Source organism: Alloacidobacterium dinghuense (genome assembly GCF_014274465.1).
Lineage (GTDB): Bacteria > Acidobacteriota > Terriglobia > Terriglobales > Acidobacteriaceae > Alloacidobacterium > Alloacidobacterium dinghuense.
Map to the genome: position 1 here is coordinate 5,412,242 of NZ_CP060394.1, position 21,293 is coordinate 5,433,534.

The 21,293-nt window shown below is 57.0% G+C and carries 18 protein-coding genes; 6 read left to right on the plus strand and 12 right to left on the minus strand.

All coding sequences use genetic code 11. The features are described 5' to 3' along the window. Positions 1 to 37: 37 nt before the first annotated feature. The 4 genes from bamA to H7849_RS22660 form a co-directional block, all read right to left on the minus strand. Complete coding sequence (gene bamA, locus H7849_RS22645; RefSeq protein WP_251106420.1) at positions 38 to 2,896, minus strand: outer membrane protein assembly factor BamA; 2,859 nt, start codon at positions 2,894 to 2,896, stop codon at positions 38 to 40. Positions 2,897 to 3,052: 156 nt separating this feature from the next. Continuing rightward, complete coding sequence (locus H7849_RS22650) at positions 3,053 to 3,235, minus strand: CPXCG motif-containing cysteine-rich protein (protein ID WP_186742739.1); 183 nt, start codon at positions 3,233 to 3,235, stop codon at positions 3,053 to 3,055. Between the two features lie 46 nt (positions 3,236 to 3,281). Next, positions 3,282 to 5,417, minus strand: coding sequence for a molybdopterin-containing oxidoreductase family protein (locus H7849_RS22655; protein WP_186742741.1), 2,136 nt, complete (start codon positions 5,415 to 5,417; stop codon positions 3,282 to 3,284). A gap of 41 nt (positions 5,418 to 5,458) precedes the next feature. Further along, positions 5,459 to 6,541 carry a bifunctional transcriptional activator/DNA repair enzyme AdaA gene (locus H7849_RS22660; protein WP_222439725.1) on the minus strand — a complete coding sequence of 361 codons (1,083 nt, stop codon included), beginning with the start codon at positions 6,539 to 6,541 and terminating at the stop codon, positions 5,459 to 5,461. 115 nt (positions 6,542 to 6,656) lie between these two features. Between H7849_RS22660 and H7849_RS22665 the strand changes: the two genes are divergently transcribed. Beyond that, positions 6,657 to 7,109, plus strand: a complete 453-nt coding sequence (locus H7849_RS22665; RefSeq protein ID WP_186742743.1) for a YybH family protein — start codon at positions 6,657 to 6,659, stop codon at positions 7,107 to 7,109. 96 nt (positions 7,110 to 7,205) lie between these two features. On the opposite strand, the gene hslU is transcribed toward H7849_RS22665, so the two are convergent. Genes hslU through H7849_RS22680 form a run of 3 tightly spaced genes read right to left on the minus strand, consistent with a single transcriptional unit; the run spans position 7,206 to position 9,962 of the window. After that, positions 7,206 to 8,741 carry an ATP-dependent protease ATPase subunit HslU gene (hslU, locus tag H7849_RS22670; protein WP_186742745.1) on the minus strand — a complete coding sequence of 512 codons (1,536 nt, stop codon included), beginning with the start codon at positions 8,739 to 8,741 and terminating at the stop codon, positions 7,206 to 7,208. 31 nt (positions 8,742 to 8,772) lie between these two features. Next, the gene (gene hslV, locus H7849_RS22675) at positions 8,773 to 9,384 is read right to left on the minus strand and encodes an ATP-dependent protease subunit HslV (RefSeq protein ID WP_285288910.1); all 612 of its coding nucleotides are present in this window, start codon (positions 9,382 to 9,384) and stop codon (positions 8,773 to 8,775) included. A 53-nt stretch (positions 9,385 to 9,437) separates the two neighbouring features. Then, on the minus strand, positions 9,438 to 9,962 hold the full coding sequence (locus tag H7849_RS22680; protein ID WP_186742747.1) for a zinc-ribbon domain-containing protein: 525 nt from the start codon (positions 9,960 to 9,962) through the stop codon (positions 9,438 to 9,440). A gap of 252 nt (positions 9,963 to 10,214) precedes the next feature. On the opposite strand from H7849_RS22680, the gene H7849_RS22685 reads away from it, so the two are divergent. Together H7849_RS22685 and H7849_RS22690 are read left to right on the plus strand one after the other, a co-directional pair. Further along, positions 10,215 to 10,700, plus strand: a complete 486-nt coding sequence (locus tag H7849_RS22685) for a hypothetical protein (RefSeq protein WP_186742748.1) — start codon at positions 10,215 to 10,217, stop codon at positions 10,698 to 10,700. Between the two features lie 92 nt (positions 10,701 to 10,792). Next, a complete protein-coding gene (locus H7849_RS22690; protein ID WP_251106421.1) occupies positions 10,793 to 11,710 on the plus strand; it encodes a cation diffusion facilitator family transporter in 918 nt (305 codons plus the stop codon). Positions 11,711 to 11,723: 13 nt separating this feature from the next. Here the strand turns inward: H7849_RS22690 and H7849_RS22695 are convergent, their stop codons facing one another. Then, on the minus strand, positions 11,724 to 13,565 hold the full coding sequence (locus tag H7849_RS22695) for an ATP-dependent DNA ligase (RefSeq protein ID WP_186742752.1): 1,842 nt from the start codon (positions 13,563 to 13,565) through the stop codon (positions 11,724 to 11,726). A 209-nt stretch (positions 13,566 to 13,774) separates the two neighbouring features. Between H7849_RS22695 and prfA the strand changes: the two genes are divergently transcribed. The 3 genes from prfA to H7849_RS22710 are packed head-to-tail and all read left to right on the plus strand — an operon-like array spanning position 13,775 to position 17,005. Further along, the gene (prfA, locus tag H7849_RS22700) at positions 13,775 to 14,851 is read left to right on the plus strand and encodes a peptide chain release factor 1 (protein WP_186742754.1); all 1,077 of its coding nucleotides are present in this window, start codon (positions 13,775 to 13,777) and stop codon (positions 14,849 to 14,851) included. 39 nt (positions 14,852 to 14,890) lie between these two features. Next, on the plus strand, positions 14,891 to 15,739 hold the full coding sequence (gene prmC / locus H7849_RS22705; protein WP_186742756.1) for a peptide chain release factor N(5)-glutamine methyltransferase: 849 nt from the start codon (positions 14,891 to 14,893) through the stop codon (positions 15,737 to 15,739). Positions 15,740 to 15,748: 9 nt separating this feature from the next. Continuing rightward, positions 15,749 to 17,005: an aminopeptidase gene (locus tag H7849_RS22710; protein WP_186742757.1), complete on the plus strand. Its 1,257-nt coding sequence runs from the start codon at positions 15,749 to 15,751 to the stop codon at positions 17,003 to 17,005. An 81-nt stretch (positions 17,006 to 17,086) separates the two neighbouring features. On the opposite strand, the gene H7849_RS22715 is transcribed toward H7849_RS22710, so the two are convergent. The 4 genes from H7849_RS22715 to H7849_RS22730 all read right to left on the minus strand — a co-directional run bounded on the left by H7849_RS22715 (position 17,087) and on the right by H7849_RS22730 (position 21,284). After that, positions 17,087 to 18,112 (minus strand): radical SAM protein, encoded by a 1,026-nt coding sequence (locus H7849_RS22715; protein ID WP_186742758.1) that lies wholly within the window; start codon positions 18,110 to 18,112, stop codon positions 17,087 to 17,089. Positions 18,113 to 18,340: 228 nt separating this feature from the next. Further along, a complete protein-coding gene (locus H7849_RS22720) occupies positions 18,341 to 19,444 on the minus strand; it encodes a PDZ domain-containing protein (protein WP_186742759.1) in 1,104 nt (367 codons plus the stop codon). Between the two features lie 71 nt (positions 19,445 to 19,515). Beyond that, positions 19,516 to 20,493, minus strand: a complete 978-nt coding sequence (locus tag H7849_RS22725; RefSeq protein WP_186742760.1) for an anti-sigma factor family protein — start codon at positions 20,491 to 20,493, stop codon at positions 19,516 to 19,518. 110 nt (positions 20,494 to 20,603) lie between these two features. Beyond that, positions 20,604 to 21,284, minus strand: a complete 681-nt coding sequence (locus H7849_RS22730) for an RNA polymerase sigma factor (protein ID WP_186742761.1) — start codon at positions 21,282 to 21,284, stop codon at positions 20,604 to 20,606. Positions 21,285 to 21,293: the final 9 nt, after the last annotated feature.

Consider the following 21,293-nt stretch of genomic DNA (forward strand, 5'->3'; position numbering starts at 1 on the left):
CTTTTGAGGATGGCCTTTTGCGGTTTCTGAGCTGGGCTTAGAAGGTCGTGCTGACCGTCAGGCGGAAGGTTTTGTTCGGTTCGCGGAGTTCGTACAGTGAGCCGTAGAGCTGCGTTGCCTGAGCATAGCTATAGTCGCCAGCGCCGCCAGCCGGGAACATGCTACGAGTGATCAGGTTCTGACCGTTGATGTTGTCGTACAAGCGCAGCGGGTTATAGGCGTAGTAGATACGGAACGGCGCGTTGATGATCGGCATCATCACCGAAATCTGCGCGCCAAGTGACATGCGCGGAACGTAATTGGTTCCGGGAATTGGACGGATATAGCGGTCAAACTGAATCGTCTGGCCTCCTACGCAAGCGCCATTCACGTAATTCGGGCAGCCATAGAGCGGAGCATTCAGCGTATCGAAGCCTTGCGGGCTCTGCTTGAGCTGACCGCTACTAGTCGCCATATTCATACCGAAGTCATCGAAAAACTCGAGTGCTGCGGTACGTCCAACGAGCGGAATGCGGTACTCAACGTTGCCGGTGATCTGCGTATCGCCGCCGATGGGGCCGATACCGTAAACCGGAATGGGAACCTGAACGCACTGGTTGGTCTGCGGATTGGTTGGATCACGTGGTACGCAGGTGCCGTCCGGATTGGTGAGGTTGAAGAGAACGCGTGTGGGCACGAATCCGTACGGCGTTGCGGTGCGAATATCAAATCCGCGGAGATCAGCTTCGCCGCCGGCGTAGAAGCGATTGAAAGGAGGCGCCACATCGCCGCTGATGCCGTGAATGTAGTTTGCCTGGACACGATATCCGACAATATTCCGGCCTTCGTTATTGAAGTGGAACCATTTAACCGGTCGGAACTGCTTGTATTCAATTACCGGCTGGAAATAGCGCACGTTGCCCCAGAGTCCCGCGAGCTGAAAGGCACTCGAGAAGGAGGATCCGGTACGCGGCATGTAGCTGGAATCCAGCTTGTTCCAGGAATAGCTGAGGGAGATCATGCTGTTGACGATGCCCTCAAGCGAGTTTCCGTTCTGGATTCCGCTGCGGAACGCCAGCGTCTGGAAGAGATTTTGCGATGCGGCGCTGAAAGTTGTAACCGACGAACGATTAAGCGAATAGGTGACGCCGATGCGCTTGAACGTGTGACGGATGGGATATGCGCCAGACACGGTAAAGCCAGTCACTGACTGGTTGTAGTTCTGGGTGAGCGAGTTCACAGCTGCCGTGGTGTTCGCATCCGCGCCCGAGAGGTTATAGGCCTTGGCCGAGTTGTAGTCGTACTTGCTGGAGTAGAGCTGGAAGCCAAGGCTGACAGGCTTGTTCCGCAGGTACGGCTCATTGAAGCCGAAGAGCAGGTTGCGCGACAGGTTGCCGGCGCTGGCCTGTACGCTCAGCGTTTCGCCCAATCCAAGAAAGTTATTGGTCTGGTAATTCAGGCCGAGGAAGGTGCCGGACAGGCCACTGACGCCGCCGTTGAGGCCGATGGAGTTCTTGCCCTTTTCCGTAACCTTCAAGAGCAAATCCACCGTGCCTGCTTCCGGATTCTGATGCGTTTCGGAGTCCTGATCGACCTTCAACGGGTTGAAATAATCGAGCTGATTGAGGCGCAACAGGCTCAGCTCCCAGAGGTGGCTGTTGTAGACCTGGCCTTCTTCGAGCAGCAATTCACGTCGGATGACGAAGTCGCGGGTAACGGTGTTGCCTTGGAACTCGATCCGGGAAACGTAGAAGGGCTTGCCTTCTTCGAGATCGACGACGAAGGAAACGGTCTTGTGGTCGTCATCGATGACTGGCTCGGGCGACGCCGAGAAGTTGATGTAGCCGAGCTGGCCGTAGGCTTTTTGCAGGTTCTGCAGACCTTTGCCGAAGGCGGTGAAGTTGAACCACTCGCCGTCTTTGATTGGGAACTGGGCACGCAGGGCCTTGAGGTTCGCGTCGGGAACAGCCTTGTTGCCTTTGAAGGTGATGGTGCCGAGGCGGTAGCGTGCGCCTTCGTCGACGGGAATGCGGATGTCGATGCGCTTGCCCTTGCGGGGGCGGAAGGTGAAGAATGACAGGCCGCTTTCGTTGCGAAGATGCTTGAGCGGCTCGCCTGTGGAGGCGCGGAAGTAGCCCTTGTCGCGGTAGGCTTGGCGCACGCGCTCTCCGTCTTCTTCAAGCTTGCTGGCGTCGTAAGTCTTGGCGAAAAGGTTCTCGAAGATGATGGAGTGCGGGATTCCGATCGGGCGCAGGTTCTTCATGGCCAGACGCAGCTCGCGCGAACTGAGGTGCTGGTTGCCAGTGAAACTGATGTTCCCAACTTTAACCTTGGGGCCTTCCTTGACGATAAAGTTCACCTGCACCGAGGCGGGCGGAATCGTCTTTACGTCGGCCTTGATGGTGGCGAATTGCCGGCCATGCTCGGAAAGCAGCTCCTTGATGACAGTCTCGACGCGGGCGATGCGGGTTGGGTCGTACTGACTTTCAACGGAGAAGCCGACCTTTTCCTTTTTCAGGCGGTCTAGTACGTCAGACTGTGTGACCGAGTTCAAGCCTTTGTAGTTGATTTCACGGATCGTGGCCTTTTCGCGGACATAGACGTCAAGAATGATTCCCCCCTTGGGATTCTCCTCGCGCTCGATGCGGACGTCTTCGAAGTAGCCGGTGTTCCATAAAGAATTGAAGTCGCGCTCGACGGTTGTTGGGTCGAAGGCCTCGTTCTCATGGCTGAACATGCGGGCGAGAATCGTCTCTTTTGGGATGCGGCGGTTGCCGATGACGCGAATCTGGGTAATCGTCTGCTGCTGTGCCCACGCCGAAAAAACGGTAAAGCAAAGAAGTACGAAGGCCAACGGCTTGAGCGTGCGGCGGAATTTGCGGCTCGCATTCTGACTTGTTTTGATTGGAGAGCTCACGCCCTCTCGCATGACGGGAAAAATAGGCACACCCTCACTGCAAAAAATCAGATGAAACTTGAGGAAAAGGCGATTATAAGTGACCGGAGGCGCAGTTCCCAACTCCGGAGGATCTTGGCGTCTCTTTACGGTCATCGGGGGATGCCAGTCCACCCGCTAGCTTTCCAGTTCTGCATGGACATCGAAACCTTCACCATTCCAGACGATTCTGAGAAGGTTTGGTTTGCAACAAACCTGACAATCCTCGACATAGGACTGCTTTCCGCCGGCTGACTCGTCAACAACAATTTCATTCCACTCTCCACAGCCAGCGCATTGGAAACCCGCAGCGAACGGCATCGATTGGTCCGCTCTTAGTCTATCGGAATGAAGGAGTTTTCGCTGCTCAGGCGGTGACTTTTCGCACTTCGACGAGAGTAGAGTAGAAGGTGGGTCCGCCGCCAAAGTCCGTTAGTCGTTGCGAGGTGAGAAGGTTTACGTTGTTTCCGCCGGGTGAGAGCTTGTTCCAGTTGAGACGGCTCGCCACTACTCCCTCGGGAAGATGGCCGTTAACATGGGCTTTCATCCGAAGTGATCCCCGGTCATTGAAGATTTCAACGGTGTCGCCTTCACAGATACCGCGCGCTGCTGCATCGCTGGAACGCATTTCAAGGCGGTTTGAGTGGGCAGCTTCCATCATTTGGTGTCCGTGAAGGTTGGCAAAAGTCGAGTTCATATAGTGGTCGGCCTTGCGTGGGAGGAACTCGAGGGGGTAGGCGGTGTTCTTTGTGTGACGCGACTCTGTCGGAGGTACAAATGAGGGAATCGGATCGACACCCTGAGCGGCCAAGGCCTCAGAGAAGAATTCGATCTTGCCGCTGGGTGTTTTAAAGGGCCCATTGGCGAAGGGACGGAACGGCTCGCCATCTCTCTCTGATGCAAATTGCAGGCGCTGATGGCCTCCAGCGGCGTTTAGCGTTTCTTCAGTCATGCCGGCCATCCACGCATCCTGCTTCTCAGGCTGGGCTGTGCGTAGCGCCTGCGCAATGAGGTCTTCAGCGGTGTCGCGGAAGCATGGCTCAACAAAGCTCATGCGCTGGGCCAGCTGCGAGAAGAGCCAAACATTAGAGCGGGCTTCGCCTAACGGTTCGATGGCCGGATTCGAAATCTGGACATAGTAATGGCCGTAGGCTCCCTGCACATCCTTGTGTTCGAGGAACGTGGTAGCGGGGAGCAAGATGTCGGCGTAGTCGGCCGTGTCGGTGAAGAACTGCTCGTGGACGACGGTGAAGAGGTCGAGGCGCGCCATGCCTTCGAGGACCTTTGACTGATCCGGTGCGATGGCGGCGGGGTTCGAGTTGTAGACGAAAAGCGCCTTTACCGGCGGATTATCGAGCCTGGTTAGGGCATGTCCCAGCTCGGTCATATTGACAATACGAGAGTGGCGCTTAATCGGGCTTGCGAACATCAGATCAGGGCGCTCGATGGTGACCTTGTCCCATGAGAAGGCGCCACTGGTTGAGAGCTGCAAGCCGCCACCGAGGTGCTTCCAGGCACCGACAAGTGCAGGCAGCATGGCGACCGCGCGGGAAGCCTGGCCGCCGTTCTCGCCGCGCTGGATGCCGTAATTCATGCGGATGACTGCTGGTGTCGTGGTTGCGTATTCGCGCGCGAGACGTCCGATGTCGGCTATGGGAATGCCGGTCCACTGCGAAACGCGCTCCGGAGTATATTCGGCGGCGCGCTCTTTGATCTGAGCAAAGCCGTGCGTATTTTCCGCGACGTAACCTGCGTCTTCGAGGCCGTCACGCAGGATGATGTGCATCATGCCGAGGGCAAGCGCCACGTCGGTTCCGGGATTGATGGCGATGTGCCAGTCGGCGACGCGGGCAGTTCGGGTTTTATAGGGATCGATGACGACGAGCTTCGCCCCATTGCGGCGAGCCTCTTCAATCATTGGCCAGAGATGAATGTTGTTGCCGTGGACGTTCGCTCCCCAGGCGATGATGTAGCGTGCGCGGCGGAAGTGCTCGGTGTCCGTGCCCAGCTTGCGGCCATAAACGGAGAGAAGCGCATCGCCACCAGCAGTCGAGCAGATTGTCCGGTCGAGCTGCGATGCTCCGAGACGGTGAAAGAAGCGGCGGTCCATGGAGCCGTACCCGAGAACGCCGATGGTTCCGGCATAAGAATAGGGCAGGATCGATTCGGGCCCATGTTCGTCGCTGATCTTTTTGAGACGTGCAGCGATGGTGTCGAGGGCCTCGTCCCAGGAGATGCGTTCGAAGGCATCTGCTTCTTTGCCCTGAGACAGCGGGCCTTTTGCGACTCCGACGCGGCGGCGCATAGGATAGAGCAGGCGATCAGGTGAGTAAACGCGGTCGAGATATTTGGCTACTTTGCCGCAGAGAAACCCCTGAGTGACCGGATGGTTCGGGTCACCCTGCACGCGCGTTGCCCGTCCCGTCTCGTCGATGGTGACGAGTACTCCGCAGGAGTCGGGGCAATCATGCGAGCAGACGGTGTGGACTGTCCTTGCGGCCATAGCTCAATTGTAGGACCGTGTTCTGGCAGACACAATCGCATTTAACTACCGCCGCGTTCGAGATCGATCAGCAAGCGCTTTCTCCAGATGCCGCCCCCGTAGCCGGCGAGGTCGCCACTTTTGCGGATGACCCGGTGGCACGGGACGATAATTCCCAGCTTGTTCATGCCATTGGCTCGGCCTACTGCGCGGACGGCTCCAGGGTTGCCGAGGCGCTGGGCTAGTTCTTCGTACGAGATGGTGGTTCCGTAGGGGATCTGATCGAGCTGCTCCCAGACCCGCTCTTCAAAGGGCGTGCCGAAGCGTGTGATCTTCGTCTGGAAGGTGCGGAGTGTCCTGGCGAAGTATGCTTCGAGCTCTTTTCTGAGCGAGACGTGATGCGGGCTTTCGCCGGGCACGGTGACCGTCTGGAAGTGTTTGCGCAGCATCTTGAGCTCAGTTTCGAGCATGCGACGGTCAGTGAATTCAAGCAGGCAGAGGCCAGCCTGGACCGCTCCGGCGATCATGGGTCCCATGGGTGTTTCGAACCACGCCAGTTGGATGGGATCGATGGCATCGATTTTGCCGGGAGGGTGGCCGAAGGTGTTGGTGAAGCTGTCGCGGAAGCCGCTGTGCGAGTTGAATCCGGCTTCGAAGACGGCGTCGTCGATGGAACTGCCTTTGCGGATGTTTTCGAGCGCGAGGCTGAGGCGGCGTCCCCGGCAATAGGCCTGGAAGGTGAGACCGAAGTGCTTTACAAAATAGCGGCGGACACGGACTGAGTCGCTGCCGAGAAGGCGCAGATCCTGGTCGCTGAATTTGCGCCCCGGTTCGGTGTCGATAGCGCGGAGGACACGCTTGATCCAATCGGGCGTTGTGTGCAGTTCGAGCGGTTTGCAACGCAGGCAGGGGCGATAGCCGGCGAAGATGGCTTCTTTTACAGTGGCAAAGAATTCGACGTTCTCTTTGAACGGTTTTCTCGCCTTGCAGGACGGCAGACAGAAGATTCCCGTCGTTTTGACGGCGGTGTAGAAGACGCCATCGAAACTCGCGTCGCTTCCGAGATAAGCTCGCTCCATCACTTCTTGCGGAGGCAGCGGGAAAAGGTGCGGAGTTGGTTCAGTCATGACCATAGAAGCCGACATGGTGATACCTCTCTTATTTGATCGCATTCGAGGGTGATTCGCGTCCACCGGAATTTGGACGTAGAATTTTTTGCTGCCGGCATTCAAACTAGGTGGAAGTGTTGAGGGGATGACGATGAGACGAATGAAGCGTTTTGTGCCTTGGTTATTGCTCGCCGTGCTTTGGGTTGTTCCTATCCGAGCAGTTTTTGCGCAGGACGCCGAGAGCGCGATTAAGCAAGTACTGATGGATCAGGTTTCGGCGTGGAACCGCGCCGATATTGCGGCTTTCATGCAGGGATACAAGGATTCGCCGGATACGACGTTTATCGGCAAGACAATGCGACAGGGCTGGCAGCAGGTGATGGAGCGCTATAAGGCCAGCTATTCGACGAAGGATGCGATGGGGAGTTTGGAGTTTTCCGACCTGAAGATTCGGATGCTTGGGACGAACTATGCAGTCGCCACGGGGAATTATCATCTGACGCGTACTGCGGCAGGTGGTGGGGATGCTTCGGGGATCTTTTCGCTGGTGTGGGAGAAGTCGGCGGAGGGATGGAAGATTATTTTGGATCATACGAGCTCATAGCTCTTGCTTTTAAAGAAAAACAGATCCTTCGCTACGCTCAGGATGACAAAGAAAAAGCCATCGCAATTGGCGATGGCTTTTCTTCTCAGGGAGTCACTACAAAATATACCGCGACAAATCCTGATCTTTCACAATCGATGAGACCATCTGACGGACATACTCGGGATCGATGATGGCGACCTTCTCGCGGCCATTCGCCGAATCGCGTTCGATAATCGGCAGCGGCGCGGTGGCTCCGTTGTTCTCGGCGCTGGCGGCGATATCGATCACGTTGCTGTCGCTCTTGGCGGCCTTGGTGAGGTCGGGAGCGAGGAAGCTGATCTCGTCGAGGACGCGTTCCATGATGGTGTGCAGGCGTCGCGCGCCGATGTTTTCTGTCGTTTCGTTTACGCGAAAGGCGAAGCGGGCGATCTCTTCGAGCGACTCGGGCGTGAATTCGAGCTTGAGGCCTTCCGTGTCTAACAGGGCAATGTATTGCTTGGTCAGCGAGGACTTCGGCTCTTGTAGGATGCGGATGAAGTCTTCCACGGTCAGCGATTGCAACTCGACGCGGATAGGAAAGCGGCCCTGCAGTTCCGGGATCAGGTCGCTGGGCTTCGAGACGTGGAAAGCTCCAGCGGCGATGAATAGGATGTGGTCGGTGCGAACCATGCCGTAGCGCGTGTTGACGGTGGTGCCTTCGACGATAGGCAGGATGTCGCGCTGCACGCCTTCGCGCGAGACATCGGGTCCGTGGCCGCCTTCGCGTCCGGCGATCTTGTCGATTTCGTCGAGGAAGACGATGCCGGAGTTTTCGACGCGCTCGACGGCGGTGCGCGTGACCTGATCCATGTCGATGAGGCGCTGCTCTTCTTCCTGCACGAGGTAATCGAAGGCTTCGCCGACCTTCATTTTGCGCTTCTTGGTGCGCTGGCCAAAGATGTTCGGCAGGACATCCTTGAGGTTGATGTCCATCTCTTCAACGCCCTGATTCGAGATGATTTCGAAAGACGGTGCGTTGCGTTCGCGCACGTCGATCTCGACCATGCGGTCATCGAGCTTGCCTTCGCGAAACTGCTGGCGCAGCTTTTCGCGTGTGCGCTGATGCGATTCATTGCTCGGCGCCGGGAAGGTGAGCGTGTTGCCGCCGGGTTCGCTCTGAGGTGCGGTTGAAGGGGCCGGGGCGGTCGTTGGCGGTGGTAGCAGCAAATCGAGCAATCGCTCTTCTGCGTTTAACTCGGCCTTGTCTTCTACCTCTTCGAGCTTTTCTTCGCGCACCATGTCGATGGCGATCTCAACCAGATCGCGCACGATGGCTTCCACGTCGCGGCCTACATAGCCAACTTCGGTGAACTTAGAGGCTTCAACCTTCAGAAATGGCGAGTTGGTGAGCTTCGCGAGGCGGCGTGCGATTTCGGTTTTGCCGACGCCCGTGGGCCCGATCATGATGATGTTCTTGGGCATGATCTCTTCGGCTATATCGGGCGGAAGCTTCTGGCGGCGCATGCGATTCCGTAACGCAATAGCTACGGCCCGCTTCGCGGCCTTCTGCCCTACGACGTACTTGTCCAGCTCGGCGACGATTTCGCGCGGGGTCAGATCCTCAAGCGCGAGTTCCTGGTCTTCAGCGGTGCCGGGTAGATAGATGGCCATGTGCCTGCTCCTTCAGGGCGGGCTACGCGGATTAGGCGTGCAGCTCTTCGATCGTTATCTTGTCGTTGGTGTAGATGCAGATCTGTCCGGCGATCTTCAGCGATTTCTCAGCAATATCGCGAGCTGACAGGTCGGTGTTCTCATACAGTGCGCGGGCAGAGGCCAGTGCGAATGACCCGCCGCTGCCAATGGCAGCGATGCCTTCGTCGGGCTCGATCACATCGCCCGATCCGCTGAGCAGAAACGTCTGGTGCGGGTCGGAGACGATGAGCAGGGCTTCGAGATTGCGCAGCATCTTGTCGGTGCGCCACTCCTTGGCCAGCTCGACGGCGGAGCGGCCGAGGTTTCCGGCATACTGCTCCAGTTTGGACTCGAAACGGCTGAAGAGCGAGAAAGCATCGGCGGTCGATCCGGCAAATCCGGCGAGGATTTTGTCCTGGTAGAGGCGGCGTATCTTCTTCGCCGAGTGCTTGATGACAGACTCGCCGAGCGTGACCTGGCCGTCGGCGGCCATCACCACGCTGCCGTTACGACGCACGCAGACGACCGTGGTCGAGCGGATCCTGCGACCAGTAGCGGAGTTCAATTCCAAGGGGGAGATGCCACGGGAAGCCGTGGCCGAAGGCAACTTTTGATTCGACATGCTCAGGCTTGAGTATAACGCACCAAAGCCTGAGCATTGACGATCTGCAGCGCTTAGACGCCGGCTTGCTTTGCTGCGAAATCGCCGATTACTGGCAGCTTGAAGTATTCGCCCTTGCTGGCTTTGAGGATGCAGAGCAGCCATACAATGAAAAAGCCGACCGAGATCGCTAGATCCACGAGCAGAAAGAGCACATAAATGAACGGGACGAAGTGCAACACAACGTGCATGATTGTGATGGCAATCCACACGGCGATCCAGGCCACGTGCAACGCAATGCACTGAATCGAATGGAATTTCACCAGCCGCATTCTGTTGTATGGCTCAAGCACCAGGAAAATGATGGCCGGGATGATAGTGATATAAGCAATCGCGGCAGCGGCATTTTCTGACAGTCCGCCGGCTGCGGGAGATACCGGGGCGGCTGCTGGAGCGGCGTACGAACTGGCGCCCACAGGGGTATAACCTGCCGGGGCAGCTGCCGGGCCTCCAGCCGGTGCCGCAGCCAGGGAAGCTCCGCAGAAACCGCAAAATGAAGCTTGAGGGGAGATTTCGTTGTGGCACGAAGGGCATTGCATAGGATTCTCTCCTGAGAGGTCTTAGATTTTCTAAGGATGCTGCGGGGAGAACGTCCTCGGAACGCCCACAAGCATACGCCAGCGTGCGCCTAAAAGAAGACATATTTTTGTATCCGCATCGATAGACACATCCAATAGTGTGGACAGTGGAGAGGCGTTTCAGGCGCTGCATTGGAAAATGTCGCAGGGAAAGTCCGTTAAGACACAGTGTTGTCCGGGCCGGACTGGGGTATCCTGCTCTTAGACGCGGTTATGAACGGATTTTCTCTTCGAGATCCTCAGGTGGTTGGAACATTGGCGGCTGCCACCCTGTGCCTGGGCGGTGTGGCTGTCTATTTTGCGCTGCGGAAGCGCCCTACGGCAGAGGAGATTGAGCGCCAGCGTCGCGAATTCCTGGTGCAAACGGGACGCATCATCGATGGGACGCTTCTCGATATTTCAGAGCTCGATGCAAACGAGGTCGGACGACCCGTCGGTATGCAGCTGATTCTCTATAAATATGAGATCGGCGGCGTGGCTTACGAATGTTCGCAGGATGTGACTGCCCTGTGCGACTTGGTGAATCTTCACGAATGCCGGCTCGGTTTTCCCTGCTCCGTGCGCTACGACACGCACAAGCCTGAGAACAGCATCGTGATTGCTGAGACGTGGAGCGGCCTGCGCGGAACAGCCAGTTCAGCCGCCGCGCGACGGGTGGTTCCCAATCCGCCTCAGTCCTCGACAGCTCCCCTGGCGTGATTTCTGCCATGCCACGCGGCAGTTCGTTGAAGCCTTGATCGTGCGCGGCATACACTAGATTTATGCATGTTCACGGAGCGCCTACAGGCAAGATGCAGCGAGTATTGAAACTCTCGCTGATGGCGACCCTCGCCTACGTGGCGCTTACCTTCATCGCTGGATTGCGGGCTCACTCGCTAGCTCTGATCTCCGAGGCTGGGCACAATGTGTCGGATGCCCTCGCTCTGCTGCTCTCCTTTGTCGCGGTTTACTTCCAGAGCCGCCCTCCCACTGACGCGAAGACCTTCGGCTATCAGCGCGCCGGCGTGCTGGCGGGATTTGTAAATGCGCTTACGCTGATTGTGATTGCGGTCTTTATCGCGATCGAGGCGGTCCATCGCCTAAGCGAGCCGGTACATGTACAGCCACGCCTGATGATGATCGTCGCCGCAGCTGGGGTGCTGATGAACGGTGTGATTGCCGCTCTTTTGTGGCGCGTGAATTCGGATGTGAATATTCGAAGCACGTTTATTCACATGCTGGGGGATACTCTTTCAACGGCTGCTGTGATCGTTGGCGGTGCGGCGATTCTGTGGACGGGACAATCGTGGATCGATCCGGTGCTTTCTCTGGCGATTGCTGCGTTGATTATCTGGTCCTCGCTGTCCATCGTGCGGGAAACGCTGAATATTCTCCTGGAAGGTACGCCGCGCGGTATTTCGCTATCCGATATTCGGGAGACCCTGTGCAGGATTTCCGGCGTCGAGGATGTGCATGATCTGCACGTCTGGAGTCTCGGATCGCAGACGCACGCTCTGGCCAGCCATGTGACGATTCCTGATATTCCACCTTCAGAAAGCGCCCGGATTCTCGAGCAGATCAAGACGACGCTGCATGATCGTTTTCACATTACTCACACGACGATTCAGTTTGAGAATGTGGATTGCGAAGTGGCGCATGGATGCGTGATGACAGTGGAGGAAGTGCAGATGCATGCGCATGGCCACGGACATCATGGCCATAGTCATTGATGCTTACCGTTTCTTAGCTGTCTTGTGGTTTATCCGGCTGCGTGTTATAGATCTCTTCTGCCCGTTCCAGGGTATCGATCTCACTCACTGGCTTGTCTATTCTGATTCGTAGAATGCGGGGGAAACGCAACGCGAAGCCGCTGTCATGGCGGTCGGAGCGCATGATGTTATTGAAGGCAACTTCAAGAACGATCAGAGGTTCGACCGTACGAAACCCGCCAAAGTCTTCGAGCGTGTGTTCCTTGAAGAACGCCGTAAGCTCATCAATTTCGGCATCCGTGAGGCCGGAGTAGGCCTTGCCGATATTCTTCAGTTCATCGCCATCTCGCACCGCGAAGGTATAGTCACTCAGCACTCCTACTCGGCGACCGTGACCGTATTCCGCGCCGGTGACTACCACATCGAGGGTAGCCAGTTCGCGCTTCAGCTTAAGCCATGCGAGGCCGCGCCGCCCGGGCTGATAGATGCTGAGTCGCGCTTTCAGCATGACGCCTTCGTTGCCTCGCGCGCGCGCTTCTGTATAGGCGCGGTTAAGCTGTTCAGCACTCCGTAGTTGCACAGCCGGAGCGAGGATCAGGCGAGGAAAATGATCATTCGTATCATCGACGAAGAGATCCGCCTGCCCCCTCTGAACACAGTTCATCGTCGCTGTTTCATGGCTTTCAGTGAACTGTTCAAGTGCGCTCCTGCGTTCGCTAAGAGGACGCTCCAGCAGGAGTTCTTCCTTCAAGTAAAGAAGATCGAATGCGACGAAAACGACAGGCGTTCGCTCCCGCATCTCTCGTGAGACGCGCTTTCGCCCGAGCCGTTGCTGTAACGAGGTGAAAGGCAGAGCACGTTGATCGGTCGGGTTCCAGGCAACAATTTCTCCATCAAGGATTGCGGGTTCGGAAATATGCTCAAAGGCTTCGATTAGTTCCGGGAAACTTTCGCCGATGTCTTCCCGATTCCGGGAGAAAAGCGCTACGCGTCCAGGCTCCCTTGGATCACCGCAGTGGAGTTGAGCGCGTACGCCATCGTACTTGTCTTCCAGTTGCGCTTCGCGGATTGCTTGTAGCGGGGTCGTATCGACCGCCGTTTCCACTCGCTTCGCCAAGCGCTCTTCCTCAGGAAGAGCTTCTGAGACGCCGCTGCGTTCGGCAGCAATCTCTTCGGTGAAACGCTCGATGGCCTCTTCGACCGTCGCGACGGGACTGGCGAGCATGAATCCAAGCGCGTGGAAAAGGCGCATATGCGCTTCGTTGAGTGTGCCGGCAATCGCCATCGCCGTGACTTCCGGCAGACTGCCTGTGAGCATGATGGCCCGCCGAACTTCGGCGGGCTGCGCACTATAGGCAAATGCGATTGCTTCTTCCACGAGGCTCTGCTTTACGCCAATTCGCATGTCGCCGGACATGAGCTTGATAAGGTATTTGGCTTCGAGAGGCGTGGATTTTTCGAGCAAATCCAGAAGCCGGGGCTGTTTTCCAGTCGGACCTTTGGCCGCGGCAATGTCTTCAAGGGCCCGTTCGATATCTTTCAGTGTCAGTACCTGAGGGACTTTCTGGCGACTTTGGAACAGATCAAATGCAGCCGCCCCCAAGTCACCGTTGCGCCGATAGGCCGCGTACATGGCGGTTTGGTCAGCGCCGGAGAGGTGCGAGACGACCTTTGACAACAGCGAACCGCCGACGTTGAGCGTGCGGCTATCAATTTCGGTAAATGGCTGCCCGGACAGGAAGAGCGTGGCTCTGGACGCATCTTCAGATGTCAAGGACTTTAAGTAGTCCGTGATAAGTGAGCGTTTTTCAAGCTTCTTGTTGGTAGTAGAAAGCTGCTCGCACAGTTCCGCGAATCTTTGAAGAGGCGCGCTCATCTCATAGACTATAGATGCTGAAGGCTTTCCCACGCCCACGGCTTAGAAATAGAGCTTTTTCATTGAGAGAAAGAGCGGTAAAATAAGGTAATGCAGTTCAGTCTCCAGAACGGCGCTCTCCTCTAGCGGCTTCCGCCGCCGATACATTCGTTCGCGTTTTTCTCTTATTGAATCCATGTACAACCGCGCAGAGCGCACGAGAGATCACCATGTTTGAGCGTCTAGAACAAATCGCAGGTCGTTACGAAGAACTGGGCCAACAACTCGCATTGCCAGAGATCGTTTCGGATCCACAGAAGTATCAGAAGATCGCCAAGCAGCACCGTGATCTTGAAGCCGTCGTCGAAAAGTACCGCCAGTATAAGCAGGTCGAAACTGGCATTGCCGATGCCACGGCCATGGCGAATGAGGACGACGACGAGATTCGCGCGATGGCTGAGGAAGAACTCGCGCAGCTTGAAGAGCGCCTGCCGAAACTCGAAGAAGAACTCAAGCTCGCGCTTCTGCCGAAGGACCCGAACGACGAGAAGAACGTTATCCTCGAAATCCGTGCCGGCACCGGCGGCGACGAAGCATCACTCTTTGCCTATGAGATCTTCCGCATGTATTCGCGTTTTGCCGAGCAACGTCGCTGGAAAGTCGAAGTGCTTTCAAGCTCTGAGTCGTCTGTCGGCGGATTGAAGGAAGTCATCGCCATCATCGAGGGCGACAAGGTCTTCTCGCAGATGAAATATGAGAGTGGTGTACATCGTGTACAGCGTGTTCCTGCAACGGAAACGCAAGGGCGCGTGCATACTTCTGCCATAACGGTAGCCGTGCTGCCGGAAGCTGAAGACGTGGACATCAAGATCGAAGCAAAGGATCTCCGAATTGACACCTTCTGCTCCTCAGGGCCTGGTGGCCAGTCGGTAAATACGACGTACTCTGCCGTCCGCATCACGCACATTCCGACCAACACGGTCGTCAGCTGCCAGGACGAAAAGTCGCAGATCAAGAACCGCGAAAAAGGCATGCGCGTGCTTCGCGCCCGTCTCTATGAAATTGAGATGGAGAAACAGCAGCAAGCTTTGGCGAAGGAACGCAAGCAGCAGGTCGGTTCCGGCGATCGCAGCGAGAAGATCCGCACCTACAATTTCCCGCAGAACCGTCTGACCGATCACCGCATCGGATTAACCATCCACCAACTGACCGACATGATGGATGGCAGATTGCAACCTGTGATCGATGCCCTGACCTCGTATTTCAATGCAGAACGCTTGAAGGCCGAGACTGCCTCTGCCGTCTAAGTATCTCGCGCACGGTGACATGCGCGCCACTTGAAAGCCATGGAATCGACCTCACTTCGTCGGGCCGTCTTGTATGGAGAAGGTCAGCTGGAAGGCATCGTGGCACAACCGCGTCGGGATGCTGAGTTGTTGCTTCTCCACGCCATCAAGCGGGACCGCGCGTATCTACTGATGCATCCAGAGACTGAACTGGCCGCGGAGCAGCAGGCGCAGTATGAGGCGTGGCTGCGTCGTCGCGCTGCACATGAGCCTATACAGTACATTCTCGGCGAGCAGGAGTTTTTCGGGCTTACATTCTGGGTTACCCCCGATGTTCTGATTCCGCGTCCAGAGACAGAACATTTGGTCGAGGCCGTGCTGGTGCGCACTGCGTTAGATCGACAACACCAGATAGCCGATGTCGGGACAGGTTCTGGTGCAATTGGCGTTGCCTTGGCACACAATCTACCGCAGGCATTCATTACTGCGCTCGACATCTCAGAATCTGCGCTTGCCCTGGCCCGACGCAACGCTGAAACCCATCACGTCAATGAGCGAATGCGGTTTCTGAAGTCCGATTTGTTGAGTGCTGTTGCCAGTGAACGCTTCGACGCGATTGTTTCAAATCCTCCGTACATTGCGGAGGAAGACCGCGCCACACTGGAGCCGCAGGTCCGCGACTATGAACCGGCTGCAGCACTTTTTGCCGGTCCTTCGGGCATGGATATTTATGAGCGGCTGATTCCCCAGGCGCACGCCGCGCTCAAGCCTGGCGGCTGGCTGCTGATAGAAATGGGGCTGGGACAGCGAAGAGCTGTCGCGCAGCTTCTTTCAGGCTGGAAGAGCGTCAGCTTCGTCGATGACCTCCAAGGGATTCCCCGAGTCGCCTGCGCGCAACGGAAGGCATAAACTGGAAGCATGACCACTGCCGCAGTTGCTACCGAACAGCTTACTCATGAGCAGAAACTTGATCGCCTTGCCGAGGTGGCCGTGCGCGTCGGGCTCGGCCTGGAGCGCGGGCAGGAACTGGTGATGACCGCTTCGCTTGATACGGTGCCGTTGGCTCGCCGGATCACGGAACATGCCTATCGCGCCGGTGCTTCGCTGGTTACAACGCTCTTTAGCGACGACGAAGCGGCGCTTATGCGCTACAGGCTTGCACCCTACGAAAGCTTCGACCGTGCTCCCGGCTGGCTCTACGACGGCATGGGGGCCGCTTTCAAGAGCGGAGCAGCGCGTCTGGCGATTGCCGGGGCGAATCCGTCGCTGCTCTCAAATGAAGACCCAGAGAAGGTCGGACGCGCCAACCGGGCTGTGTCGAAGGTCTATCGTCCGGCGCTTGAGTTGATCACGCGACACGAGATCAATTGGACGATCGTTGCCAGCGCCACTCCAGCTTGGGCGGCATCGGTGTTTCCCGACGATGCCCCCGACGTTGCGTTGTCTAAACTGTGGGATGCAATCTTCGCCTCGTCGCGTGTCGATGCCGACGACCCTGTCGCAGCCTGGAAAACCCATGACGCCGGACTGCACAAGCGCGCCGAGTTTCTGAATAAAAAGCGCTATGCGGCGCTGCAGTATCGTGGGCCAGGAACGGACTTCCGCCTCGGCCTTGCGGACGATCATCTCTGGCTCGGCGGTGGAACAACCGCAGGCAACGGAGCCTATTGCATTCCTAACATGCCGACGGAGGAAGTATTCACCACTCCTCACAAGGATCGGGCGGACGGTACAGTGACGGCCACCAAGCCGCTCTCGCATCAAGGCACCATGATCGAAGGCATTCAGGTGCGCTTTGAAGGTGGACGAATTGTTGAAGCTCGCGCTACCAAAGGTCAGGAGGTATTGCAGAAGCTGATCGATACCGATGATGGTGCGCGGAGATTGGGTGAAGTGGCGCTGGTGCCGCATTCGTCGCCAATTGCAGCCAGCGGCCTCCTTTTCTTCAACACGCTCTTCGATGAGAATGCCGCATGCCACATCGCGCTTGGGCAGGCTTATAGCTCATGCTTGATCGATGGCGACAAGCTGACACCGGTGCAATTGGCAGCGAAAGGAGCAAATGACAGCCTCATCCACGTTGACTGGATGATCGGCTCCGACAAGCTCGATATCGACGGCATTACCAGTGCAGGAACAGCCGAACCGCTAATGAGAAACGGCGAGTGGGTGTAACTCGCTCGCCCTTTTGGTTTCACCAAGGTATCAAGAATTGGCTGACGGCATTCTGTGCTTTCTTCGCTACAGAGGAAAGCTTCAGAGCTCTATATTGACGAGACCGGCGGCTGCGCCTGGTGTAGTGGTCGTGCTCTGTGGTGCACGCCAGTGGTCAATATAGGAGATCTGATGCACGCAGCTTATGGTGCAATGCGGAGCGCAGGTCTTTTCGGTCAGGAATTCACGCTTCAGGTCGGCCTTTGAGTACTCACCCAGCGGAACGCCGGGAAATCCGCGCTGCTGTGAACAGTAGTGTACGAGACCGTCCTCGCAGATGTAGAGATAGCGTGAGCCTGCGCGACAGCGCCAGTCGTTGGGCTGGGCGTTGGCGATGGCTTCCTGAAACTGGTTGAACTGCGAGTAGTTCTTTTTCTTCCAGCTGCGCATCTCGTTCCATACGCTGCGCTCTTCTCCGCCAAGCGGCTTCAGCTGGCCGTCGCCATCGTGGATGATGCCGATCGTCGAAGTAAAGCCCAGTTCGATTGCGCGCCGCCCTATGGTAAGGGCGTCTTGGGGATTCTTGATGCCGCCGCCGACCACAGAATTGATGTTGATGTGGAAATTGGCGTGCTCAGAGAGCCACTGCAATTTCTTGTCGAGAACCTTGAGGCTCTTCTTCGAGATTTCATCCGGCTGCACGTTATCGATCGAAATCTGCAGGTGGTCGAGACCTGCGTTGTTCAGGCGCTGGATGCGCTCAGGAACGAGCAGGTAGCCATTGGTGATCATGCCGGCCACGCGACCATGGTGGCGAATACGGGAGATGACCTGATCGAGTTCCGGATGCAGCAGGGGTTCGCCGCCGGAAATCGTGATGATACTGGTGCCAAGTCGCGCCAGCTGATCGATGCGGCGCACCATCTCATCGATGGGAACCGGCTTTGAAACATCGTCGTACTCGTTGCAGTAGGTACAGGCCAGGTTGCACCGGCGCATGGGCACAATTTGTGCCATCACCGGATGCCGCGTGGAGGCGAGCGCATGGCCCACAAGCGCGAGTTCGCGCACTTTGCGGCTGGCCGCCTTGATGCGGCGGCCGATTGTCGGTTGGCTTGCTGCTGGCATGCTCTTCTTATTGAAACACAGGGAGATAGGGTAGGGCGAGTCCAGCGCTTAGAGTGGCGAAACCGGCACTTGAGTGGGGGCAATCGGCACCTGAGCGGGCAAGCAGCGAGAAGTATCCTGAATCAGGCTGCAATTCTGTTTATATCGTTCAGGCCATTGGTAACAAAGAAGTTCTCGATTCGCCCGCAGATGCGCCCTGGATTCAGAAAGCCTAAATGAGATCCGTTTCTACTGAAGCTCGTCCTGATCGGCCAAATCGTCGTCGAGAATCTGGATCTGTTGCTCAAGCAGTGGCTGCAACATTCTCAAATCGATGGAGTCCAAGGCCTTTTGCGAGAGTTTCACGGCATCCGTGCTCCTTACGGCGCTGTCCAGATCGCCGGAATCCAGCATGGCGAGGGCGCCATTCATCCTTACCTTCAGGTCCGGCTCGTCATATACGAACACATCCGGGCAGAATTCCGGTAGTTCCAACTCGCCTTTCTTCTTCGGCTCTCCGGCCTGCAGGTTCAGCTTCTGCTCCTTCTTGTCGCGCATTACGGTAAGCTGCACCTGCTTGCCGCGGTTGTTGTGCAACACCTTCATCCAGTCCGCGCGCGATGCCATGTTGTCATTGTTCACCTTGGTGATGACATCGCCAGCTTTGAGACCGGCGGTGGCTGCGGGGCTGTTCTCGTCTACGCTCTTGACCAGCAGTCCGGTTCCGTCACTCACGCCGAAATAGCTCGCAAGCTGCGTGCTGAGCACGTCCACATCCGCGCCGATATAGAGGCCGCTGGTGGTGAACACTCCAAAGAAGCCGTTGCCGAAACCACGTGTCGAGGGAGCCGCGAGGCCCTGCGCCGTTTGCGGTTCACTCGGATCAGGCACAGTAAAGTGCTGCGACCAGGCGTTGGCTTCCACCTTGGCGCGGTCGCCAAGTTCCACGGAAATGTTCTGCTGCTGCCCGTCGCGACTGATCACAAACTTGACAGTGTGCCCTGGTGGTGTTTCCCGCAGCATCCGCCGCAATTGTTCAGCGCCTTCTACGCGCTGCCCGTTCATTTCGAGAACAACGTCATGAACCTTGAGCCCTGCCTTGTTCGCGGGAGCATCATGATCAACGGTCGTGATTTCCGCGCCATGCACATCCTTGAGCTTTAGTTCGGCCGCGCGGTCATTGTCGATGTCGCGGATGTTTACGCCGAGATAGCTCTGTGAGCTGTGGGCGAGGTATGCGGAGGTATCGTTGAAAACGGTTATCGGCTGCGCCGCAACCTGGTTATTGCATACTGTGAGCGTAGCCCCGCCCGCAGCAAGTATCGTCCAACCCAGCCTCAAAAAGTGTTTCATATGTGCGCCTCAATCTGTGAGTCCTTCCTGTTTTTAGGACTTTTCTCTCTATTGAAACGTTATCAGCACCGTTATTGAATTTCCGGTAATTGCTGCAGAACCTGCCGCGAAACGGTACGGATTTGAGCATTTTGATCCTGTGTCGCGACGGTGTGCAAGACTTCGCGTACGCTCGAATCACTTTCCACCGGTTCAATCAAATTGATGGCCTGCGAGCGGACGCGCGGATCGGAGTCCTTCATCAGGGATTCGAGGACAGCATCGCGCACCCGCATGTCTTCAGCAATGTAGGGCTGCAGCCCTTCCAGAGCCTTCATGCGCACGTTGGCGTTCTTGTCGTAGCGGAGGGCGACCATCAACGCATTGCGAATCGGACCGTCATCGCACTGATGTCCGTTGCGGCACTCGTTGGCCAACAAATCTACGGAGTCGTCGCTGACTCCCGGATTCACGTTGTTCTGCGTGCCCAGCAGCAGGAGCTGGCGAATGCGTGGATCGTCGAGGGAGCCCTGCATCGTCTCCGGCACCAGCCTGTTGTAGTTCACCTTCACGATTTCAGAGTTTGGCTCGCGTATGATTCCGCTCACATTTGCAATCTGCGCGGGGTTATCTTCCGTCGTAGCAGGGGGCTGGCCAAGATTCAAAACGAGCTTCGACTGTTCTGCATCATGCGCTTTGAGTCCGGCCACATATCCACCGTATCCCCCTGCTCCGAGCCCCACGAGCAGCAGCAGCGACGCCATTACCGGAGCTGCGCGCAAGCGGCCCACGCTGCGGGTGACAGTCTGTGCGAGCCGCACCAGCCAGCTGCCGTGCGGCATGTTGTCGAGCGCTTCCTCCAGGCGCATGCGCGCCCGCGCCACGATCGCCGACGATGGCTCTTCCACCGGATAGAGCGCCATCGTGGTCTTGAGGCCGCGCATCGCCTGCATATCGCGACGGCACTCCTCGCATTCCAGAAGGTGCTGTTCAAGTTGGTGGTTGGCGTCGTCGGAGATCTCTCCATATGCCGCCAATGCAATATTCTGCTGAGCCAAATCACACTTCATGGCTTTCATTCCCTTTGCCTCACTCGCCTCAAAAATCCCTACTGCGGGAGCTTCTCGTTGAGCCCCTTACTTACTTAGACTGCGCAACAACGCTCTTGCGGTGGATGGATCTAGCGTATTTCCGCCAGATTTGCTCTTAGTTTTCTTGTTGCACGGAAGAGCGTGTTCTTCGCTGTCTCTTCCGTCGTGTTCAGCATTTCGCCGATCGTTCTCAGCTTCAGCCCCTGGTAGTGCTTCAGCTCAAAGACCATGCGCTCCCGCGGCGTCAGCTTTTCGAGCGCCGCCTGAATGCGCTGGCCCAGAATCTTGCGCTGCAACTCGCGGTCTGGATTTGCGCCTGCGCGCTCGTCGCTCACATTGCTGAGCAGGTCCAGTTCTTCCCCTGAAGCATCGATCATCACAGACGGGTCTTCGCGCCGGGCCTTGCGCCTGCGCAACTGGTCGAGACACAGGTTCGTAACGATGCGGTATATCCAGGTATAAAACGAGCACTCGAACCGGAAATTACCGAGATACCGGTAAGCCTTCAAGAAGGCTTCCTGATGGATGTCCTGCGCGTCCTGCTCAGATCCAGTGAGATGCAGGGCCAGCCGCAACACCGCCTGATCATATTGACGCACCAGCAGGTCAAAGGCTGCCCGCGAACCCTGTTGGGCTTCACGAATCAGCTCAGTTTCGGTGGTTCGGTCGCGTACATCCGTGGCCATTCGCTGCGAGGATTGTATCGCCCGCCCGTTTTCGTGCGCAGTAGCCGTTACGGGTACGGAGATTCGAAGTGCGTCTGCTGCCATGCTCTTGAC

Excerpts from the sequence above, each read along its gene's own strand:
- H7849_RS22695 (WP_186742752.1), bottom strand. The coding sequence starts at position 13,565 with ATGAGCGCGCCTCTTCAAAGATTCGCGGAACTGTGCGAGCAGCTTTCT.
- hslU (WP_186742745.1), bottom strand. The coding sequence starts at position 8,741 with ATGGCCATCTATCTACCCGGCACCGCTGAAGACCAGGAACTCGCGCTT.
- prmC (WP_186742756.1), top strand. The coding sequence starts at position 14,891 with ATGGAATCGACCTCACTTCGTCGGGCCGTCTTGTATGGAGAAGGTCAG.
- H7849_RS22710 (WP_186742757.1), top strand. The coding sequence starts at position 15,749 with ATGACCACTGCCGCAGTTGCTACCGAACAGCTTACTCATGAGCAGAAA.
- prfA (WP_186742754.1), top strand. The coding sequence starts at position 13,775 with ATGTTTGAGCGTCTAGAACAAATCGCAGGTCGTTACGAAGAACTGGGC.
- H7849_RS22720 (WP_186742759.1), bottom strand. The coding sequence starts at position 19,444 with ATGAAACACTTTTTGAGGCTGGGTTGGACGATACTTGCTGCGGGCGGG.
- hslV (WP_285288910.1), bottom strand. The coding sequence starts at position 9,384 with ATGTCGAATCAAAAGTTGCCTTCGGCCACGGCTTCCCGTGGCATCTCC.
- H7849_RS22690 (WP_251106421.1), top strand. The coding sequence starts at position 10,793 with ATGCAGCGAGTATTGAAACTCTCGCTGATGGCGACCCTCGCCTACGTG.
- H7849_RS22725 (WP_186742760.1), bottom strand. The coding sequence starts at position 20,493 with ATGAAGTGTGATTTGGCTCAGCAGAATATTGCATTGGCGGCATATGGA.
- H7849_RS22730 (WP_186742761.1), bottom strand. The coding sequence starts at position 21,284 with ATGGCAGCAGACGCACTTCGAATCTCCGTACCCGTAACGGCTACTGCG.
- H7849_RS22715 (WP_186742758.1), bottom strand. The coding sequence starts at position 18,112 with ATGCCAGCAGCAAGCCAACCGACAATCGGCCGCCGCATCAAGGCGGCC.
- H7849_RS22660 (WP_222439725.1), bottom strand. The coding sequence starts at position 6,541 with ATGTCGGCTTCTATGGTCATGACTGAACCAACTCCGCACCTTTTCCCG.
- H7849_RS22680 (WP_186742747.1), bottom strand. The coding sequence starts at position 9,962 with ATGCAATGCCCTTCGTGCCACAACGAAATCTCCCCTCAAGCTTCATTT.
- H7849_RS22650 (WP_186742739.1), bottom strand. The coding sequence starts at position 3,235 with ATGCCGTTCGCTGCGGGTTTCCAATGCGCTGGCTGTGGAGAGTGGAAT.
- H7849_RS22665 (WP_186742743.1), top strand. The coding sequence starts at position 6,657 with ATGAGACGAATGAAGCGTTTTGTGCCTTGGTTATTGCTCGCCGTGCTT.
- H7849_RS22685 (WP_186742748.1), top strand. The coding sequence starts at position 10,215 with ATGAACGGATTTTCTCTTCGAGATCCTCAGGTGGTTGGAACATTGGCG.
- H7849_RS22655 (WP_186742741.1), bottom strand. The coding sequence starts at position 5,417 with ATGGCCGCAAGGACAGTCCACACCGTCTGCTCGCATGATTGCCCCGAC.